Below are 18859 nucleotides of genomic sequence, written 5' to 3'. Positions count from 1 at the left end.
TAGGCGGCCTCGGCCACCGGGCAAACTGTACTCAGGACAGTTTTTCCTTGATGCGAGCGGCTTTGCCGGACAGGTCGCGCAGGTAGTACAGCTTGGCTTTACGCACGTCACCACGACGTTTCACGGCCAGGCTGTCGATTTGCGGGCTGTAGGTCTGGAAGGTACGCTCTACGCCAACGCCGCTGGAGATCTTGCGCACGGTGAAGGCGCTGTTCAGACCGCGGTTACGCTTGGCGATAACGACGCCTTCGAACGCCTGCAGACGGGAACGCTCACCTTCCTTCACTTTAACCTGAACGACAATGGTGTCGCCTGGTGCGAAGGTCGGGATTTCCTTGCTCATCTGCTCGGCTTCGAGCTGCTGGATGATCTTGTTGGTCATGCTGTGCTCCTAAGATGGATACGCGATCCACCATCGATACGTTTAACTATCGTCCCGCTCGCGGAGATATTCCTCGAGCAGCTTCTTCTCTTCTCCAGAAAGCGAGCGACTTTCCAGAAGATCGGCGCGTCGTTCGAAGGTCCTACCAAGGGACTGCTTCATCCTCCAACGCCGGATGTGTGCATGGTTGCCACTTAGCAACACGTCGGGAACACGCTGATCCGCATACACCTCAGGCCGGGTGTAGTGCGGGCAATCAAGCAGACCGTCGGTAAAGGAATCCTCTTCCGCCGAGTCCACATGCCCTAAAGCTCCGGGCAGCAGCCGCGTAACCGCATCGATCAGTACCATGGCCGGCAGCTCGCCACCGGAAAGCACATAGTCACCAATCGACCACTCCTCATCGACATGAGCCTCGATAAAGCGCTCGTCGATGCCCTCATAACGACCGGCGATCAGGATCAACGACTCCTGTTCGGCCAGGCCTTTGACCGCTTGCTGAGTCAGCTTGCGGCCTTGTGGCGAAAGGTAGATCACCTTCGCCGCAGCTCCGGTTGCCTGCCTGGCGCTAACCAGTGCATCTTCCAGAGGCTTTATTTTCATCACCATGCCCGGACCACCGCCAAACGGCCGATCATCTACCGTGTGGTGACGATCTGTGGTGTAGTCCCGCGGGTTCCAGCAAGTCACCTGAAGCAACCCTTGTTTCACCGCGCGGCTGGTAATGCCGTACTCCGTGATGGCCGAGAACATCTCGGGGAACAACGTGATCACATCTACGCGAAGGTTACCCATCGTTTAGAAATCCGCGTCCCACTCAACCCGCATCGTGCCTGCTTCCAGGTCGATTGCCAGCACGCATTGCTCCGTATAGGGCAACAGCCGCTCGCGATCATCCAGGCTGCCCGCACAGGGCTTGACCACCATTACATCGTTCGCGCCAGTCTCCAACAGGTGATCGACCTTGCCGAACAGGTGTTCGTCCTGGTTGATGACCTTCAGACCCACCAATTGGTACCAGTAGTACTCGTCGGCAGCCAGGTTGGGCAAAAGGCTCCGCGCAATGCAGATTTCGTAACCGCTCAGAAGCCGGGCTTCATCACGATCATCGAGGCCTTTCAGTTTCACGACCAGGCCCTTTTGGGAGCCACGACCGCTGACCAGCTCGACCTGCTTTACCTTGCCTTCGTGCCGAAGCGTCCAGCGCGGATAATCCAACAGGTTTTCAATCGGATCGGTAAAGGAATACACCTTCACCTCGCCGCGAACGCCGTGAACCGAAAAAATCTTGCCAACGACGATGAGGTCGTCAGCCTTTTCTGGCGTCGCGTTCATACGTTTCAGGCAGCGGCCTTGGCAGCGTCCTTCAGCAGCTGAGCAACGCGCTCAGACGGCTGTGCGCCCTGGCTCAGCCAGTAGGTGACGCGCTCTTGGTTGACCGACAGCTTGACTTCGGCGCCCGATGCGATCGGGTTGAAGAAGCCAACGCGCTCAACGAAACGGCCGTCACGGGCGTTACGCGAGTTGGTCACGGTCAGGTGGTAGAATGGGCGCTTTTTCGAGCCGCCACGGGCCAGACGAATGGTTACCATGTGAACATCGTTCCTATAGTCGGTGTTGCAGTTTTTACTGCAAATCTGAATGCCAAATAGGCACACGGGTGCCCAAAAGGCCGCATATTCTCGGGGAATACACGGACATTTGCAAATGACTTTTTCGGCAAGGCACCGCCCCGCCGTCCAGATTTGCCGGTTGCGCCGCGAAATTCGCGGCCGTTGCCCCGCCATGGCGGGGGTTCTGGGCGCCTGCCCGACGAAAGGCAGGCACCCGGAATACGTGTTACAGCTTGGGCATGCCGCCGCCCGGGAGCATACCGCCCAGGCCGCGCATCATCTTGGCCATGCCGCCCTTGGCAGAGAACTTCTTCATCATCTTCTGCATCTGCTTGTGCTGCTTGATCAGCCGGCCGATGTCTTGCACCTGGGTGCCGGAACCCAGGGCGATACGGCGCTTGCGCGAACCGCTGATCAGGTCAGGGTCGCGGCGCTCGGCCGGGGTCATGGAGTTGATGATCGCTTCCATCTGCTTGAACTGCTTCTCGGCCGCGCCCTGGGCGTTGCCCATCTGCGACAGGTTGACCCCGCCGATGCTCGGCAGCTTGTCCATCAGGCCACCCAGGCCGCCCATGTTCTTCATTTGCTGCAGCTGGTCGCGGAAGTCTTCGAGGTCGAAGCCCTTGCCCTTCTTCAGCTTCTTGGCGAGCTTGTCGGCCTTGGCCTTGTCGATGGTCTGCTCGGCCTGCTCGATCAGGCTGAGTACATCGCCCATGCCCAGGATGCGCGAGGCCACACGGTCGGGGTGGAACGGCTCGAGAGCCTCGGTTTTTTCACCCATACCGATGAACTTGATCGGCTTGCCGGTAATGGCACGCACCGACAGCGCAGCACCGCCACGGGCGTCACCGTCGACCTTGGTCAATACCACGCCGGTCAGCGGCAGCGCCTCGCCAAAGGCCTTGGCGGTGTTGGCGGCGTCCTGGCCGGTCATGGCGTCGACCACGAACAGGGTTTCGATCGGCTTGACCGCAGCGTGCAGCGCCTTGATCTCGGCCATCATGTCGGCATCGATGTGCAGGCGGCCGGCGGTGTCGACGATGACCACGTCGATGAACTTGAGCTTGGCTTCGCGGATGGCCGCTTCGGCAATGGCCACCGGCTTCTGGCTGATGTCGGACGGGAAGAAGGTGACACCGATGTCGTTGGCCAGGGTTTCCAGCTGCTTGATCGCCGCCGGGCGATAGACGTCGGCGGACACCACCATCACGCTCTTTTTCTTGCGCTCCTTGAGGAAGCGCGCCAGCTTGCCAGCGGTGGTGGTCTTGCCGGCGCCCTGCAAGCCGGCCATCAGTACCACGGCAGGCGGGGCGGCATTGAGCGCCAGGTCTTCGTTGGCCGCGCCCATGAGGCTTTCCAGCTCGGCCTGCACGATCTTGACGAACGCCTGGCCCGGGGTGAGGCTGCGCGACACTTCGGTGCCGACCGCACGGTCCTTGACGCTGTTGACGAAATCCTTGACCACCGGCAGGGCGACGTCGGCCTCGAGCAGGGCCATGCGCACTTCGCGCAGCGTGTCCTTGATGTTGTCTTCAGTCAGCTTGGCCTTGCCGGTGACGTGGCGCAGCGTCTGTGACAGGCGGTCGGTCAGGTTTTCGAACATGGTGATCCTTTCAGGCCCAGTAAAAGCCGAGGTTTGTCAGGCGCCTGCAGGGAAAAACATACCCGCCAGGCACAGCAAGGCGGCGATTATAGCGAAGTGCGGCGGCGGCGCCCACCTTAGCTTCCGAGCGGCAAGCTACAAGCTACAAGCTACAAGCAAGAGCCGATGCGCGGGATGGCTGCTTTTTCTTGAAGCTTGCCGCTTGAAGCTTGAAGCTTGCCGCTTAAAGCCCCCCGCTTCAGGCTTGCAGCTTCCAGCTTGCAGCTCACTATGCCAAACTCCGTCTCTTTAAGGCTCGCCAATCAGGACTTATGTTCTCCTCACCCAGCCTCATCCCCAACCTGATCGCCGCCGGCCTTTATATAGCAGCGGCCATCTACCAGGGCTCCTACCTCGCCCAGGGCCGCAAGGCCGACAAGCGCCTGCTCGGCCTGCTCGGTGCCGTTGCGGTGCTGGCCCAGGCCGGCGCACTGTTCTTCCAACTGATCACCCCACTGGGCCTGAGCCTGGACTTCTTCAGCGCAGCCAGCCTGATCGCCGTGGCAGTGATTGCCCTGACCCTGCTCGCCTGCCTGCGCATACCGGTGGAAAACCTGCTGGTGCTGCTGTTCCCGCTGGGCGCGGTAACGGCCTTGCTGGCGCAGTTCGCGCCACCCGGCACGGTGCCACTGATCGACGAGGAGCCGGGCATTCTTGCGCACATCCTGTTGTCGATCCTGGCCTATGGGCTGTTCACCATTGCCGTGTTCCAGTCGCTGCTGCTGCTGCTGCAGGACCGCCAGCTGAAGAACAAGCACCCGTCCGGGCTGATCCGCAACTTCCCGCCGCTGCAAACCATGGAAAGTCTGTTGTTCGGCTTCCTCTGGGCCGGCTGGTGCCTGCTGTCGCTGTCGCTGATCTCCGGCTGGCTGTTCCTCGAAAACCTGTTCGCCCAGCACCTGGTGCACAAAACCTTGCTGGCCTGCGTTGCCTGGGTCGTATTCAGCGTGCTGCTGTGGGGGCGAACCCGCCTGGGTTGGCGCGGCCACAAGGCCATTCGCTGGACGCTGGCCGGTTTCTGCCTGCTGATGCTGGCCTATTTCGGCAGCAAGCTGGTTCGCGAATTCATTCTGCATATCTGACGGCCACCCATGGACACCCTGCCGTACGCACCGCTACTGGTCACGCTGGCATTGGCGCTGCTCTGGGCAGCGCTGTTCACTGCTGTGGACGTTGCGCGCCTGCAACTGGCTGGCGCGCTACGCAGTGGCGATGATGGCCAGCCAGCGTTGCCCGCCCAGGCACTGGTGCTGTGCGCCAGCCTCGGCAAACTGCTGGTCCTGGGCCTGGCGTGCCTGGTCGGGCAGCGCTACGACGGCGAACACGGCTTCTGGCTGGCCGGGCTGGCCGCTGCCGCGGCCTTGTTGGTGTTTGCCGAGTTCCTGCCGCGGCGCCTGGCGCGGCGCAACCCGCAAGCACTGGCCAGCCTGGGCGTAAGCCTGCTGAAAGCGCCGCTCACGCTGCTGCAGCCGTTCGCCTGCCTGCTCGACGGTTGCGCCAAACTGATCTTGCGCCCGTTCCGCGCGCAACCAGCGGCAGTGCCCCTGCACCCGCAGGAAGATGACGACCCGGATGAAGACGAGCGCCACGAAGCGCCCCGCCACGGCCTGCTCGACGGCCTGCAGGCGCTGGACAAGGTCACCGTCAACGACATCCTGGTGCCGCGCAGCGAAGTGGACGGCATCAACCTCGACGAGCCGATCGAGCGCATCATCGAACAGCTGATTGTCAGCCGCCACACCCGCCTGCCGGTGTACCACAACGACATCAACCAGGTGGAGGCGATCCTCAACACCAAGCTGATCAGCCATTTGCTGCCCAAGGCCGAGTTGACCCTGGAGGCGCTGCACGGGGCCTGCTACGAGCCGTATTTCGTGCCCGAAAGCACACCGCTGCAAATGCAACTGCTGAACTTCCACAAACAGCAACGGCGCCTGGGTGTGGTGGTGGACGAGTATGGCGAAGTGCTGGGTATCGTTACCCTGGAAGACATTCTCGAAGAAATCGTCGGCGAGTTCGAAGACGAACAGAGCCTGGAAAACCCGCACGTGCATCCGCAGCCCGATGGCACATTCGTCATCGATGGCACTGCCTCCCTGCGTGAAATCAACCGCAGCCTGGGCTGGCACCTGCCCTGCGACGGCGGGCCGAAAACCCTGAACGGCCTGGTGACCGAAGCACTGGAAAGCATTCCCGAAAGTGCCGTTTGCCTGAAGATCGGCCGCTATCGCCTGGAGATCCTCGAAACCGAGGACAATTGTGCCAGCAAGGTACTGGTGTGGACCCTGGCGCGCTAGCTATACTCGCCCCACGCTTACCCAGCCCCGCCGCCACGCCTGCTACCCGCACCCGGCGTTTCACGGCCAGTCCGCCCCACTGACACGCCCCGCGGTCCTGCTTCCACACCCTGAACAGTGCCCGCCCCCGCCCCTATCCCCCTTGGGCTATCGTCAGTCGGGCGCACACAACAACAAAACGCTCCGGCGCCCGCGCCGCCGTGCCTGCCTTTGCAGCGCACCCGTCGTGGAGCAAGCCCACGGAGCCGGACCAGACTGTTAGGGACCTACTTAATGACAAGCAGCACCTATGCCCAAGCCCCTGCGGCGCCGGTCAACTCGCCCGCGCGGGTAGCCACTGCCAGTTTCATTGGCACCGCCATCGAGTTCTACGACTTCTACGTTTACGCCACGGCTGCCGCCCTGGTCATCGGGCCGGTGTTTTTCCCCTCCGGCTCGGGCACCGCACAGATGCTGGCGGCCTTCCTGACCTTTGGCATTGCCTTTCTTGCCCGGCCGCTGGGCTCGGCACTGTTCGGCCATTTTGGCGACCGCATCGGCCGCAAATCGACCCTGGTCGCCTCGCTGCTGCTGATGGGTGTGTCTACCACGGCCATCGGCGTGCTGCCGGGCTACGACAGCATCGGTGTATGGGCACCGATCATCCTCTGCCTGCTGCGCTTTGGCCAAGGCCTGGGCTTGGGCGGCGAATGGGGCGGCGCGGCACTGCTGGCCACCGAAAACGCCCCGGAGGGCAAGCGCGCCTGGTTCGGCATGTTCCCGCAATTGGGGCCATCGATCGGCTTCCTGGCGGCCAACGGCCTGTTTCTGACCTTGGCCCTGACCCTGAGCGACGAGCAGTTCCGTGAGTGGGGCTGGCGTATCCCGTTCCTGCTCAGCGCCGCCCTGGTGCTGGTAGGCCTTTATGTGCGCCTGAAGCTGGAGGAAAGCCCCGTGTTCGCCAAGGCTGTTGCCCGCCATGAGCGGGTGAAAATGCCGGTGGTCGACCTGTTCGCCAGGCACTGGCGCCCTACCCTGCTGGGCGCTGCCGCCATGGTGGTGTGCTATGCGCTGTTCTATATCTCCACCGTGTTCTCGCTGAGCTACGGTGTGACCACGCTGGGGTACAGCCGGGAGACGTTCCTCGGCCTGCTGTGCTTTGCCGTGGTATTCATGGCGCTGGCGACGCCGCTGTCGGCCTGGCTCAGCGACCGCTACGGGCGCAAGCCGGTGCTGATCGTCGGCGGCCTGCTGGCGGTGGCGTCGGGCTTTACCATGGAGCCTTTGCTGACCTCGGGCTCTACCGCCGGCGTGGCACTGTTCCTGGCCATCGAGCTGTTCCTGATGGGCGTGACCTTTGCACCGATGGGGGCTTTGCTACCGGAGCTGTTCCCAACCCATGTGCGATACACCGGCGCTTCGGCGGCGTATAACCTGGGTGGGATTGTCGGCGCCTCGGCGGCCCCGTTCTTCGCCCAGAAGCTGGTGAGCATGGGCGGTTTGAGCTGGGTGGGGGGCTACGTGTCGGCAGCCGCAATGATCAGCTTGATCGCTGTGCTGTGCCTGAAAGAGACCCGCAATACTCAGCTGTGAGTCTCAAGCTGCAAGCTGCAAGCTGCAAGCTGCAAGCTGCAAGCTACAAGCTACAAGCTACAAGCTACAAGCTACAAGCTACAAGCTACAAGCTACAAGCTACAAGCTACAAGCTACAAGCGACGCGCATTCTCTTGCAGCTTGAAGCTTGAAGCTTGAAGCTTGAAGCTTGAAGCTTGAAGCTTGAAGCTTGAAGCTTGAAGCTTCCAGCTTAGAACTCGACCTTGACCGCCTGCGAAGCGCGGGTCGCCTTGGCCCGCGCCGCTTCAACCGACTCGTCGCGCGCCAGGCACACACCCATGCGGCGGGTACCGTTGATTTCCGGCTTGCCGAACAGGCGGATGGCAGTATCCGGCTCGCTCAAGGCTGCACCCAGGTTGGCGAAGCTGGTCTGCTGCGACTGCCCCTGCGGCAAGATCACCGCCGAGGCCGAAGGGCCGAACTGGCGCACCACCGGGATCGGCAGCCCGAGAATGGCGCGGGCGTGCAGGGCGAACTGCGACAGGTCCTGGGAAATCAGGGTCACAAGGCCGGTGTCATGCGGGCGCGGCGAGACTTCGCTGAACCACACCTGGTCGCCTTTCACGAACAGTTCCACGCCAAACAGGCCCCGGCCACCCAGCGCATCGGTGACCGCCTTGGCCACACGTTGCGACTCGGCCAGCGCTTTCTCGCTCATGGCCTGGGGCTGCCAGGACTCCTGGTAGTCCCCCTTCTCCTGGCGGTGGCCGACCGGTTCGAGGAAGGTGGTGCCCCCCACATGACGCACGGTCAGCAGGGTGATTTCGTAGTCGAAGTCGATGAAGCCCTCGACGATCACCCGGCCCTTGCCGGCGCGGCCGCCTTCCTGGGCATAGTCCCAGGCCTTCTGCAGGTCGGCGTCGCTGCGCAGCAGGCTCTGGCCCTTGCCCGACGAGCTCATGACCGGCTTGACCACGCACGGGTAGCCTACATCGGCCACGCCCTTGGCGAAGTCTTCATAGGTGTCGGCGAAATGGTACGGCGAAGTTGGCAGCTCCAGCTCTTCGGCGGCCAGGCGGCGGATACCTTCGCGGTTCATGGTCAGCTGGGTCGCGCGGGCGGTGGGCACCACGTTGAAGCCTTCGTTTTCCAGCTCGACCAGGGTGGCGGTGGCGATGGCTTCGATTTCCGGAACGATGTAGTGCGGCTTCTCGGCCTCGATCACGGCACGCAAGGCCACGCCATCGAGCATGTTGACCACGTGGCTGCGGTGCGCAACCTGCATGGCCGGGGCATTGGCATAGCGGTCGACGGCGATCACTTCGACGCCCAGGCGCTGCAGCTCGATCACCACTTCCTTGCCCAGCTCGCCACAGCCGCACAGCAATACACGGGTCGCAGTAGGCGACAAGGGGGTTCCGATACGGGTCATTTCAGGTCCTCGAAGGCATCCGGGGCCGCACCCGGCTTGGCGCGACCCGCTGAAAAAGGACCGCTATTCTACACCATCAGCTGGCCGCAGCAGCCCGCCGGGCGCGAAATGCCATGGCCAGCCACACCGCGGTGACGCCGGTGAACTTGGAGGCCATGGCCGTGCCGACCACCGCCGGGGCCAAGGCACCGATCATGCCGAAGAAGATGAAGGTGTCCACCGGAATGCTCAACGCCGAACTCAACCACAGGCGGTCACGCAGTGGCCGCCGGGTGACGCTGAACACCAGCCAGTCGATCAGTTCGGAAATGAAGAACGCGGTGGCGCTGGCCAGGGCGATGGCCGGCTCAGAGGTCACATACGACAGCACCAGCGCTACCAGCATAGCGACCAGGGCGCCGTGGCCGAAGCGGGTTTGCACCATGTCGCGCAGGATGAACACCAGGCCGCCCCAGGCGGACCAGATGACGTCCAGGTGCGGGGCACTGGAAAAGGCGTAGTTGATCAGCACTACGCTGCTGATATAGGCAAGCAGATAGAACATGGCGGGTAATCTGTGGGCAAGCCGTACAGATTACCGTCGAGCCGTTCGCGGGTAAACCCGCTCCTAAAGATGATCCGTCACCCTCCAGGCTCATGCTGTACCTGTAGGAGCGGGCGTGCCCGCGAACACCGGCGGAGCCGGTGCCATGTACCGCGGTGGCGGTTTCGCGGGCATGCCCGCTCCCACAGGGTTCTGCATCAGACTAGAGGATGAGGCCAGCCTCTACTGCCCGTTCATGGCAACGCTTGAGCACCGCGCGGCGCTCGTCATTGTCCATCCGCCCCCAGCGGCCGATCTCGGCCACGCTGCGCTGGCAGCCGGTGCAGATGTCCTGCTCGTCCAGCGCACAGATGCTCACGCAGGGCGAAGCCACCGGCCGTTCCACAACATTACTCATCGTCAATTACCAACTCCCGCGCATAACGCCGGGCATTGTGCACGTAATGGGCGGCGCTGGCTTCCAGCAGGCGCTTCTGCTGCTCGGTCAGCTCGCGCACCACCTTGCCCGGCGACCCCATCACCAGCGAACCGTCAGGAATTTCCTTGCCTTCGGGAATCAGCGCGTTGGCGCCGATGATGCAATGCTTGCCAATACGCGCGCCATTGAGGATCACCGCATTGATGCCCACCAGGCTGTAGTCACCGACCGTGCAGCCATGCAGCATGGCATTGTGACCGACGGTCACGCCCTTGCCCAAGGTCAGCGGCGACCCCATGTCGGTGTGCATCACCGTGCCGTCCTGCACGTTGCTGTCTTCGCCGATGTCGATCAGCTCGTTGTCGCCGCGCAGCACTGCGCCAAACCACACACTGGCATTGGCTTGCAGGCGCACGTTGCCGATCAGCGTGGCGTTAGGCGCTGCCCAACTGGTGGGGTGGCTCTCGACCCGCAGGTCGCCCAGGCGGTACTTCATGCTTGCTCCTCAGGCTGGAACGCAGACGACGGGGTTGGCCCCGCTCAGTTTTCGATGTACCGCTCAGGGGGCTGATGCAAGCTGATGCCGGCATCGAACAGCAGGTTGACCAGTTCGACGATCATGATCGCCGACAAGCCCCAGATCTTGTATTCGCCATAGCGATAACTGGGTACATACCAGCTGCGGCCCTGGTAATCGATACGGTGGGTATGGTCACGCGGGTCCTGGCGGAAAAACTCCAGCGGCACGGTGAATACTGCCGCGATCTCGGCGTCGTTGGCGCGGTATTCGACGAAGTCGGGGATAACGCCGACGAACGGTGTCACTTTCAGGCCATGCAGTGAAATCAGCGGGCTGAGCGGGCCGACCACCTCCACCAGACCCGGCGGCAAGCCAATTTCTTCTTCGGCTTCGCGCAGCGCGGTGAACACCAGGTCCGGGTCTTCCGGGTCGCGGCGGCCTCCGGGAAAAGCCACTTCACCGCCATGGGTGGACAGCCCTTGGGCGCGCAGGGTCAAGACCAGTTCGGGCGCTTCGCTACGGGTAATGGGCAAAAGAACCGCCGCTTCGGGGAACCGCCGGTCGGTTTCCAGTGATGCGGGTTGGTGGTTGCTCATTCGGCGAAGTAGCTCGTCCAGCATTGCGCACGCTCGTATCCAAGGCCTGCCTTGCATGATGCACCAAAGCCGCGCGGCACCCAAGCCCCCGCGCTTGCGGCGCGCCTGCGGCCGCGCCAAGATAGCCCGGAACATAAAGGATAGTGCCATGAACTACTGCAGCGCGTGCGGCCACCCGGTCACCCTGCGGATCCCCGAAGGCGACAGCCGCCTGCGGTATGTCTGCGAGGCTTGCCAGACCATCCACTACCAGAACCCCAACGTCGTCGCCGGCGTGCTGCCCACCTGGGGCAGCCAAGTGCTGCTGTGCCGCCGCGCCATCGAGCCGCGCCGCGGTTTCTGGACCCTGCCCGCCGGTTTCATGGAGAACGGCGAAACCCTCGACCAGGCCGCCCGTCGCGAAACGGTGGAGGAAGCCTGCGCCCGGGTCGGCGCAACCAGCCTGTACCAGCTGTTCGACCTGCCGCACATCAACCAGGTGCATGTGTTCTTCCGCGCCGAACTGGCAGACCTGGATTTCGCTGTGGGCGTCGAGAGCCTGGAGGTGCGGCTGTTCGAGGAACACGAGATTCCCTGGGGCGAGCTGGCTTTCCGCACAGTCACGCGCACACTAGAATGCTACTATCGCGACCGCATCGGGGCGCACTACCCCATAGGCCATGAGTACCTGCCGCCGATGCTCGTTTCGCCCAATACCTAGACGCCTTCAGGGATACCGTTACATGCGCTGGTTGCTTGCCATTTTCTGCCTTTGCGTTACCTCGGTGTCCCAGGCGGCATTTACCGAGACCATCATTCGTAAGCCTGTGCAGGCCGCGCCATCCCCGTCGCCCTCGCAGCAGGCGATGCAACCGCTGATCGATAAGGTGCTGGTGATCAAGTCCGAGCGGCGCCTGCAATTGATCAGCCGTGGCGAGCCGCTGAAGACCTACCGCATTTCCCTGGGCAAGCAGCCCAAGGGCCCCAAGCAGCGCGAGGGCGACAAGAAGACCCCAGAGGGCCTGTACTGGCTGGACTGGCGCAAGCAGAGCGATCGCTTCAACCTGGCCATGCACATCAATTACCCGAACAGCAACGATGCCGCCCGCGCTACCCGTGAAGGGGTGAGTGCCGGCAGCATGATCATGATCCACGGCACACCGATCAACGATGAATACCCGGAATGGTATTTCCACACCCTGGACTGGACCGATGGCTGCATTGCCATGCGTAACCGTGACATGCAGGAGGTGTGGAACCTGGTACGCGATGGGACGTTGATCGAAATCCGGCCCTGAGCCCTACCAGCGCAGCCACGCAGGCCAGGCAATGCCGAGAGCCGGTTGCTTTAAAAGCTCGTTAACATTTCTGCCAACGAATCATCACATTTGCGCCTTACAGTCGCGGTTTGTTTCAAGCCAGCGAATACAAGGACACTCTGATGAGTCGAGATACCGGCGACAATCTGGACCGGAACCACAGCGGCAACCCGCCGATGGCCTCCGTCATGGACGTCTACCTCAGCCGCCGCAGTGTGATGCGCGGCAGCCTGGGCGCTGCCATCGCCATGATCGCCGGTACAGGCCTGGCAGGCTGCTTCGACAGCGGCGGCTCCGCCAACGATGACCCGGTTACCCAGCCGCCCGTTACCGAGCCGAAAAACCCGAAAATGGCCCTGGGTTTCCAATCCATCCCCGGGTCGCGCACCGACGCCTGCGCAGTGGCCGCCGGCTATAGCGCCTACGTGCTCGCCCCATGGGGTACGCCGCTGAACAGCAACGCCAAGCCGTGGCGAGCCGATGGCAGCAACACCTCGACCGATCAGGCCAACGCCATGGGCATGCACCATGACGGCATGCATTTCTTCCCCATCAACGGCAGCTCCGAAGACGGCCTGCTGGCGATCAACTTCGAGTACATCGACACCGCCGCCCTGCACCCGGCCGGCCCAACGACCGATATCAATGGCAAACGCCCGGCCGAAGAAGTGCGCAAGGAAATCAACGCCCACGGCGCTGGCGTGGTGCGCTTGCAGAAAACCGATGGCCGCTGGCAGGTGGTCGACAACGACCCGCTCAACCGCCGCTTCACCACCGCATCGCGCATGGCCATCAGCGGCCCGCTGCGTGGCACCGAACACGTCAAGACCAAGTACTCCCCCGCCGGCACCCACTGCCGAGGCACCAACAACAACTGCGGCAACGGCTATACGCCCTGGGGCACCTACCTCACCTGTGAAGAAAACTGGCCGGGCATTTTCGTCAACAAGGGCACCCGCCCTGAAGACCAGCAGCGCATTGGCGTGGGCACCTCCAGCGGCCAGTTCAAATGGGAAAGTGCAGCCGGCGACGCCAGCGAGGAAGCCGACGAGTTTGCCCGTTTCGACGTGACCGCCAAGGGCGCCAGCGCCACCGACGACTACCGCAACGAAGCCAGCACCTATGGCTACATCGTCGAGATCGACCCTTACGACAGCAGCACCCTCGCGACCAAACGTACCGCACTGGGCCGCTTCCGCCACGAAGGCTGCGCCCCGGGCCTGCCGGTGCCGGGCAAGCCACTGGTGTGGTACATGGGTGACGACTCCAACAATGAATACGTGTACAAGTGGGTGTCCAGCGCCGTGTGGGATGCCGCCGATGCCAACCCGGCCGACCGACTGGCCACTGGTGCCAAGTACCTGGACCAGGGCAAGCTGTACGTCGCCCGCTTCAATGCCGACGGTACCGGCGTCTGGCTGCTGCTGGACGTGACTACCCCCACCACTGGCGGCGGCACCTTGGGCGCGCTGTACGGCGACCTGCCGGGCATCCTGCTCAACACCCGGGGTGCCGGCGATGCCGTGGGCGCAACGCCAATGGACCGCCCGGAGTGGACCACGGTCAACCCGCTGAACGGCGACGTGTACCTGACACTGACCAACAACAGTGCGCGCACCCCGGAAAAAGCCGATGCCGCCAACCCGCGCGGGCCGAACCGCCATGGCCATATCATCCGCTGGCACGACAGCGACGACCAGTTGAGCTTCGTCTGGGACATCTTCGTGTTTGGCGCCAACGCGGCCGGCACCGCCGACATCAACCGTTCCGGCCTCACCGAACTGAACCAGTTCGCCAGCCCGGATGGCATGAGCTTCGATAGCCGTGGCGTGCTGTGGTTCGAGACCGACAACGGCGAAAGCACTGTCACCGACTACACCAACGACCAGCTACTGGCGGTGATCCCCACCGACCTGGTGGACGCCAGCGGCAAACAGGTGCCGGTGAACGCGCAGAACCAGGTGGACCTGCGGCGCTTCTTCGTTGGCCCGAATGGTTGCGAAGTGACCGGGATTACCTTTACCCCGGACAACAAGACGCTGTTTGTGAACATTCAGCACCCGGGGAACTGGCCATGCACCGACAACGCTACGGATGTGACGCCAGCGGGTACCAAGGTAAGGCCGCGGGCTGCGACGGTGGTGATTCAGCGGGTTGATGGCGGGGAGATCGGCACCGTCTGACCGGTGTGGTACAGCTAGCCTTGCGCTGGCTTTACTGGCCTGTTCGCGGGCACGCCCGCTCCCACAAGTTGTGTAATCCTGTGGGAGCGGGCGTGCCCGCGAATAGCCCTGATACGGTCTAGAACTCGGCGAGCCGCCACACCTCATAGGCTGGCGCCTCGTACGGGTGGCTTTGCTTGAGCGCAGCGACGACCTGGGCTACCAGCTCGTCTGCCACCACCAGCTCCACCTTCCACTCTTCCACCACCTCGACCCGGCCCGTTTGCCCGAGAAACGGCTGGCTGCCGTCCAGCGGGCGAAACTGGCCCTGGCCCAGGGTTTGCCAGGCGCAGTGGTCATAGTCACCGATGCGCCCGCCACCAGCGGCGAACACAGCGGCCTTGACCACCTCGACATGGCTGGCGGGGACGAAGAAGGCGAGCTTGTGCACGCCTTAGTTCACCCACACCCGCGCATTGCGGAACATGCGCATCAGCGCGGCATCTTCGTGCCACTCGTCAGGGCGCCAGGAGTTCTGCACGGCGCGGAACACCCGCTCCGGGTGCGGCATCATGATGGTCACGCGACCGTCGCGGCTGGTGAGGCCGGTGATACCGCGCGGCGAGCCGTTCGGGTTGGCCGGGTAGGCTTCGGTGACCTTGCCGTGGTTATCGACATAGCGCAGGGCCACGCAACCGGACATGTCGGCGGCCAGCAGCGCTTCTTCGCTGGCGAACTCGGCATGGCCTTCACCGTGGGCGATGGCGATCGGCATGCGCGAACCGGCCATGCCTTGCAGGAAGATCGAGTTGGACTTCTGCACTTCGACCATGGCCACACGTGCCTCGAACTGCTCCGAGCGGTTGCGCACGAAGTGCGGCCAGTGCTCGGTGCCCGGGATCAGCTCGTGCAGGTTGGACATCATCTGGCAACCGTTGCACACGCCCAGGGCGAAGCTGTCGGTACGCTCGAAGAAGGCCTGGAAGGCATCACGGGCGCGGCTGTTGAACAGCGCCGACTTGGCCCAGCCCTCACCGGCGCCCAGCACGTCACCGTAGGAGAAACCACCGCAGGCCACCAGGCCCTTGAAGGCCTCGAAGTCGACGCGGCCGGCAAGGATATCGCTCATGTGCACGTCGATGGCGGCGAAGCCGGCGCGGTCGAAGGCTGCAGCCATTTCAACCTGGCCGTTGACGCCCTGCTCACGCAGGATGGCCACTTGCGGGCGCACGCCTTTCTTGATGTACGGTGCGGCGATGTCGTCGTTGACGTCGAAGCCCAGCTTGACCGACAGGCCCGGGTTGTCTTCCTCGAGCAGCAGGTCGAACTCCTGGTCGGCGCAGTCGGCGTTGTCGCGCAGGCGCTGGATCTGGTAGCTGGTCTCGGCCCACTGGCGCTGCAGCATGCGGCGGTCGTCGTCGAACAGCACTTCGCCATTGAGGCTGATGGACACTTCGGCGTTGTTGACCGGCTTGCCGATCACCGCCACGCAACCTTCGCCCAGGCCAGCGGCGCTGAACTGTGCCAGTACGTCGGGGGTGGCGTCCTGGCGAACCTGAATGACCGCCCCCAGCTCTTCGTTGAACAGAATGGCCGCCACATCGGCCTTGCTGTCGGTCAGCGGGTCGAGGTGCAGGTCCAGGCCGCAGTGGCCGGCAAAGGCCATTTCCAGCACGGTGGCGGCCAGGCCGCCGTCGGAACGGTCGTGGTAGGCCAGCAGGTGGCCATCTTCGTTCAGGCCCTGGATCACGGCGAAGAAGGCCTTGAGGTCTTCGGCGTCGTCGACATCCGGTGCCTGGGCAGCGATCTTGCCGTAGGTCTGGGCCAGGATCGAGGCGCCCATGCGGTTCTTGCCGCGGCCGAGGTCGACCAGGATCAGGTCGGTTTCACCCTTGTCCATGCGCAGTTGCGGGGTCAGGGTCTTGCGAATGTCGGTGACCGGCGCGAAGCCGGTGATGATCAGCGACATCGGCGAGGTCACGCTCTTCTCGACGCCCTCGTCGCTCCACTTGGTTTTCATCGACATGGAGTCTTTGCCGACCGGAATGGTAATGCCCAGCTCCGGGCACAGCTCCATGCCGACCGCCTTGACGGTGTCGTACAAGCGCGCGTCTTCACCTGGGTGGCCGGCAGCGGACATCCAGTTGGCCGACAGCTTGACGTCGGACAGTTTCTCGATGCGCGATGCCGCCAGGTTGGTCAGCGTTTCGCCAATGGCCATGCGGCCGGATGCAGGGGCGTCCAGCAAGGCCAGCGGGGTTCGCTCGCCCATGGCCATGGCTTCACCGGTGTACACATCGAAGCTGGTGGCCGTGACGGCGCAGTCGGCAACCGGAACCTGCCACGGGCCGACCATCTGGTCGCGGGCAACCAGGCCGGTGATGGTGCGGTCGCCGATGGTGATCAGGAAGCTCTTGCTGGCCACTGCCGGGTGGTTCAGCACGCGCTGCACGGCGCTGTCCAGGTCCAGCTCGCTTGGGTCGAAATCATCGCCCAGCTCGGCTTCACGGGTGACCGAACGGTGCATGCGCGGCGGCTTGCCCAGCAGCACGTCGAGGGGCATGTCCACCGGGGTGTTGCCGAAGTGGCTGTCGCTGACGGTCAGGTGCTTTTCTTCGGTGGCTTCACCGACCACGGCAAACGGGCAACGCTCGCGCTCGCAAATGGCCTTGAAGCGCTCGAAGTCGACGGCACTGACGGCCAGCACGTAACGCTCCTGCGACTCGTTGCTCCAGATTTCGTGCGGGGCCATGCCCGGCTCGTCGTTGGGCACGTTGCGCAGCTCGAAGCGGCCACCACGGCCACCGTCGTTGACCAGCTCCGGGAAGGCGTTGGAGATGCCGCCGGCGCCCACGTCGTGGATGAAGGCGATAGGGTTGGCATCGCCCAGCTGCCAGCAGCGGTCGATGACCTCCTGGCAACGGCGCTCCATTTCCGGGTTTTCACGCTGTACCGAGGCGAAGTCCAGGTCAGCGGAGCTGGCGCCGGTAGCCACCGACGAAGCAGCGCCGCCGCCCAGGCCGATCAGCATGGCCGGGCCGCCGAGCACGATGAGCTTGGCGCCGACCGTGATCTCGCCCTTCTGCACGTGGTCTTCACGGATGTTGCCCATGCCGCCTGCGAGCATGATCGGCTTGTGGTAACCGCGTACTTCTTCACCGTGCGGGGTGTTGATGGCCTGCTCGAAGGTACGGAAGTAGCCGGTCAGCGCCGGGCGACCGAATTCGTTGTTGAAAGCAGCACCGCCCAATGGGCCTTCGATCATGATGTCGAGGGCGTCGACGATGCGCTCTGGCTTGCCGTAGGCCTGCTCCCAGGGCTGCTCGAAGCCCGGGATGCGCAGGTTGGACACGGTGAAGCCGGTCAGGCCCGCCTTGGGCTTGGCGCCACGGCCAGTAGCACCTTCGTCACGGATTTCGCCACCCGAGCCGGTGGACGCACCGGAGAACGGGGCGATGGCGGTCGGGTGGTTGTGGGTTTCCACCTTCATGAGGATGTGCACCGGCTCCTGCACCGCGCCGTACTGGCGGGTGTCAGGGTTCGGGAAGAAGCGGCCGGCAACGTTGCCGACGATCACCGAGGCGTTGTCCTTGTACGCAGACAGCACACCTTCGTTGTGCATCTGGTAGGTGTTCTTGATCATGCCGAACAGGCTTTTTTCCTGCGCCTGGCCGTCGATGTCCCAACTGGCGTTGAAGATCTTGTGGCGGCAGTGCTCGGAGTTGGCCTGGGCGAACATCATCAGTTCGATGTCGTTCGGGTTGCGCTTGAGGCCCTGGAAGGCATTGACCAGGTAGTCGATTTCGTCTTCGGCCAAGGCCAGGCCGAGGTCGATGTTGGCCTTGGCCAGCGCGTCGCGGCCGCCGCCGAGGATATCGACAGAGGTCATCGGCTTGGGCTGGGCGTGGCTGAACATATCAGCGGCCTGCTCCAACTGGCCGAGCACGCGCTGGGTCATGCGGTCGTGCAGCTCGGCGGCGATCAGGGCGGCGTCAGCGTCGCTCAGGTTGCCGGCAACGTAGTAGGCGATACCACGCTCCAGGCGCTGGATGGCCTGCAGGCCGCAGTTGTGAGCGATGTCGCTGGCCTTGCTGGCCCATGGCGAGATGGTGCCCAGGCGCGGTACGACCAGGAACAGGCGGCCGCTCGGCTCCTGTACCGGCACGCTCGGGCCGTACTTGAGCAGACGGCCCAGCACCTGCTGCTGGTCGGCGGTCAGTTCGCCTACAACATCGGCAAAGTGGGCAAATTCGGCATACAAACCAGTAACAGCGGGGACTTTCTGGCTCAGTTGCTCGAGTAATTTACCGTGGCGAAAGGCAGAAAGGGCAGGAGCGCCGCGCAGGATCAACATCGTCGGGACAGCCTCAGGAAGGGGTGTGCTTAGAGGCCGTGCATTCTAGCCTAAATCGTTGGCTTTCG

The 18859-nt window shown here is 63.4% G+C and carries 18 protein-coding genes; 6 read left to right on the top strand and 12 right to left on the bottom strand.

What is annotated here, in order from left to right:
• Positions 1–31: 31 nt before the first annotated feature.
• From rplS to ffh, 5 genes are all read right to left on the bottom strand, one after another.
• Positions 32–382, bottom strand: a complete 351-nt coding sequence (gene rplS / locus FPB55_RS05110; protein ID WP_008094487.1) for a 50S ribosomal protein L19 — start codon at positions 380–382, stop codon at positions 32–34.
• A 42-nt stretch (positions 383–424) separates the two neighbouring features.
• Positions 425–1177 carry a tRNA (guanosine(37)-N1)-methyltransferase TrmD gene (gene trmD / locus FPB55_RS05105; RefSeq protein WP_003252146.1) on the bottom strand — a complete coding sequence of 251 codons (753 nt, stop codon included), beginning with the start codon at positions 1175–1177 and terminating at the stop codon, positions 425–427.
• A 3-nt stretch (positions 1178–1180) separates the two neighbouring features.
• Entirely contained in the window at positions 1181–1717 is a 537-nt protein-coding gene (gene rimM, locus FPB55_RS05100) for a ribosome maturation factor RimM (RefSeq protein ID WP_009683442.1), read from the bottom strand.
• 5 nt (positions 1718–1722) lie between these two features.
• Positions 1723–1974, bottom strand: coding sequence for a 30S ribosomal protein S16 (rpsP, locus tag FPB55_RS05095; RefSeq protein WP_008094480.1), 252 nt, complete (start codon positions 1972–1974; stop codon positions 1723–1725).
• A 247-nt stretch (positions 1975–2221) separates the two neighbouring features.
• The gene (gene ffh, locus FPB55_RS05090) at positions 2222–3598 is read right to left on the bottom strand and encodes a signal recognition particle protein (RefSeq protein ID WP_009683441.1); all 1377 of its coding nucleotides are present in this window, start codon (positions 3596–3598) and stop codon (positions 2222–2224) included.
• Between the two features lie 311 nt (positions 3599–3909).
• Here ffh and FPB55_RS05085 point away from each other — a divergent pair, with 311 nt between their 5' ends.
• The 3 genes from FPB55_RS05085 to FPB55_RS05075 all read left to right on the top strand — a co-directional run bounded on the left by FPB55_RS05085 (position 3910) and on the right by FPB55_RS05075 (position 7506).
• Positions 3910–4719 (top strand): inner membrane protein YpjD, encoded by an 810-nt coding sequence (locus tag FPB55_RS05085; protein WP_009683440.1) that lies wholly within the window; start codon positions 3910–3912, stop codon positions 4717–4719.
• Positions 4720–4728: 9 nt separating this feature from the next.
• Positions 4729–5934 carry a transporter associated domain-containing protein gene (locus tag FPB55_RS05080; RefSeq protein ID WP_009683439.1) on the top strand — a complete coding sequence of 402 codons (1206 nt, stop codon included), beginning with the start codon at positions 4729–4731 and terminating at the stop codon, positions 5932–5934.
• A gap of 273 nt (positions 5935–6207) precedes the next feature.
• On the top strand, positions 6208–7506 hold the full coding sequence (locus FPB55_RS05075) for an MFS transporter (RefSeq protein WP_144187637.1): 1299 nt from the start codon (positions 6208–6210) through the stop codon (positions 7504–7506).
• Positions 7507–7717: 211 nt separating this feature from the next.
• On the opposite strand, the gene purT is transcribed toward FPB55_RS05075, so the two are convergent.
• The 5 genes from purT to FPB55_RS05045 form a co-directional block, all read right to left on the bottom strand.
• Complete coding sequence (purT, locus tag FPB55_RS05070) at positions 7718–8899, bottom strand: formate-dependent phosphoribosylglycinamide formyltransferase (RefSeq protein ID WP_009683437.1); 1182 nt, start codon at positions 8897–8899, stop codon at positions 7718–7720.
• Between the two features lie 76 nt (positions 8900–8975).
• Positions 8976–9443, bottom strand: coding sequence for a VUT family protein (locus FPB55_RS05065; RefSeq protein ID WP_047150237.1), 468 nt, complete (start codon positions 9441–9443; stop codon positions 8976–8978).
• Between the two features lie 202 nt (positions 9444–9645).
• Positions 9646–9840, bottom strand: coding sequence for a DUF1289 domain-containing protein (locus tag FPB55_RS05055; protein WP_054914026.1), 195 nt, complete (start codon positions 9838–9840; stop codon positions 9646–9648).
• Positions 9833–10357, bottom strand: a complete 525-nt coding sequence (locus FPB55_RS05050) for a gamma carbonic anhydrase family protein (RefSeq protein ID WP_029885508.1) — start codon at positions 10355–10357, stop codon at positions 9833–9835. Before FPB55_RS05050 ends, FPB55_RS05055 begins: the two co-directional genes overlap by 8 nt.
• Before the next feature lie 44 nt (positions 10358–10401).
• A complete protein-coding gene (locus tag FPB55_RS05045; protein WP_009683433.1) occupies positions 10402–11001 on the bottom strand; it encodes a CoA pyrophosphatase in 600 nt (199 codons plus the stop codon).
• A gap of 124 nt (positions 11002–11125) precedes the next feature.
• Between FPB55_RS05045 and FPB55_RS05040 the strand changes: the two genes are divergently transcribed.
• The 3 genes from FPB55_RS05040 to FPB55_RS05030 all read left to right on the top strand — a co-directional run bounded on the left by FPB55_RS05040 (position 11126) and on the right by FPB55_RS05030 (position 14458).
• Complete coding sequence (locus FPB55_RS05040; RefSeq protein ID WP_029885510.1) at positions 11126–11677, top strand: NUDIX hydrolase; 552 nt, start codon at positions 11126–11128, stop codon at positions 11675–11677.
• A gap of 22 nt (positions 11678–11699) precedes the next feature.
• A complete protein-coding gene (locus FPB55_RS05035; RefSeq protein WP_144187635.1) occupies positions 11700–12254 on the top strand; it encodes a L,D-transpeptidase family protein in 555 nt (184 codons plus the stop codon).
• A 143-nt stretch (positions 12255–12397) separates the two neighbouring features.
• Positions 12398–14458, top strand: a complete 2061-nt coding sequence (locus tag FPB55_RS05030; protein WP_144187632.1) for a PhoX family phosphatase — start codon at positions 12398–12400, stop codon at positions 14456–14458.
• A gap of 118 nt (positions 14459–14576) precedes the next feature.
• On the opposite strand, the gene FPB55_RS05025 is transcribed toward FPB55_RS05030, so the two are convergent.
• Positions 14577–14888 carry an NGG1p interacting factor NIF3 gene (locus FPB55_RS05025; RefSeq protein WP_144187630.1) on the bottom strand — a complete coding sequence of 104 codons (312 nt, stop codon included), beginning with the start codon at positions 14886–14888 and terminating at the stop codon, positions 14577–14579.
• A gap of 3 nt (positions 14889–14891) precedes the next feature.
• Positions 14892–18791 (bottom strand): phosphoribosylformylglycinamidine synthase, encoded by a 3900-nt coding sequence (gene purL, locus FPB55_RS05020; RefSeq protein WP_144187628.1) that lies wholly within the window; start codon positions 18789–18791, stop codon positions 14892–14894.
• Positions 18792–18859: the final 68 nt, after the last annotated feature.

The sequence above is a fragment of the Pseudomonas sp. BJP69 genome (assembly GCF_007633355.1).
GTDB classification, from domain to species: domain Bacteria; phylum Pseudomonadota; class Gammaproteobacteria; order Pseudomonadales; family Pseudomonadaceae; genus Aquipseudomonas; species Aquipseudomonas juntendi.
This window is presented reverse-complemented; position numbering and strand designations above follow the sequence as displayed.

Coding starts and splice junctions, on each gene's coding strand:
- rplS (WP_008094487.1), bottom strand. CDS start 382: ATGACCAACAAGATCATCCAGCAGCTCGAAGCCGAGCAGATGAGCAAG.
- trmD (WP_003252146.1), bottom strand. CDS start 1,177: ATGGGTAACCTTCGCGTAGATGTGATCACGTTGTTCCCCGAGATGTTC.
- rimM (WP_009683442.1), bottom strand. CDS start 1,717: ATGAACGCGACGCCAGAAAAGGCTGACGACCTCATCGTCGTTGGCAAG.
- rpsP (WP_008094480.1), bottom strand. CDS start 1,974: ATGGTAACCATTCGTCTGGCCCGTGGCGGCTCGAAAAAGCGCCCATTC.
- ffh (WP_009683441.1), bottom strand. CDS start 3,598: ATGTTCGAAAACCTGACCGACCGCCTGTCACAGACGCTGCGCCACGTC.
- FPB55_RS05085 (WP_009683440.1), top strand. CDS start 3,910: ATGTTCTCCTCACCCAGCCTCATCCCCAACCTGATCGCCGCCGGCCTT.
- FPB55_RS05080 (WP_009683439.1), top strand. CDS start 4,729: ATGGACACCCTGCCGTACGCACCGCTACTGGTCACGCTGGCATTGGCG.
- FPB55_RS05075 (WP_144187637.1), top strand. CDS start 6,208: ATGACAAGCAGCACCTATGCCCAAGCCCCTGCGGCGCCGGTCAACTCG.
- purT (WP_009683437.1), bottom strand. CDS start 8,899: ATGACCCGTATCGGAACCCCCTTGTCGCCTACTGCGACCCGTGTATTG.
- FPB55_RS05065 (WP_047150237.1), bottom strand. CDS start 9,443: ATGTTCTATCTGCTTGCCTATATCAGCAGCGTAGTGCTGATCAACTAC.
- FPB55_RS05055 (WP_054914026.1), bottom strand. CDS start 9,840: ATGAGTAATGTTGTGGAACGGCCGGTGGCTTCGCCCTGCGTGAGCATC.
- FPB55_RS05050 (WP_029885508.1), bottom strand. CDS start 10,357: ATGAAGTACCGCCTGGGCGACCTGCGGGTCGAGAGCCACCCCACCAGT.
- FPB55_RS05045 (WP_009683433.1), bottom strand. CDS start 11,001: ATGCTGGACGAGCTACTTCGCCGAATGAGCAACCACCAACCCGCATCA.
- FPB55_RS05040 (WP_029885510.1), top strand. CDS start 11,126: ATGAACTACTGCAGCGCGTGCGGCCACCCGGTCACCCTGCGGATCCCC.
- FPB55_RS05035 (WP_144187635.1), top strand. CDS start 11,700: ATGCGCTGGTTGCTTGCCATTTTCTGCCTTTGCGTTACCTCGGTGTCC.
- FPB55_RS05030 (WP_144187632.1), top strand. CDS start 12,398: ATGAGTCGAGATACCGGCGACAATCTGGACCGGAACCACAGCGGCAAC.
- purL (WP_144187628.1), bottom strand. CDS start 18,791: ATGTTGATCCTGCGCGGCGCTCCTGCCCTTTCTGCCTTTCGCCACGGT.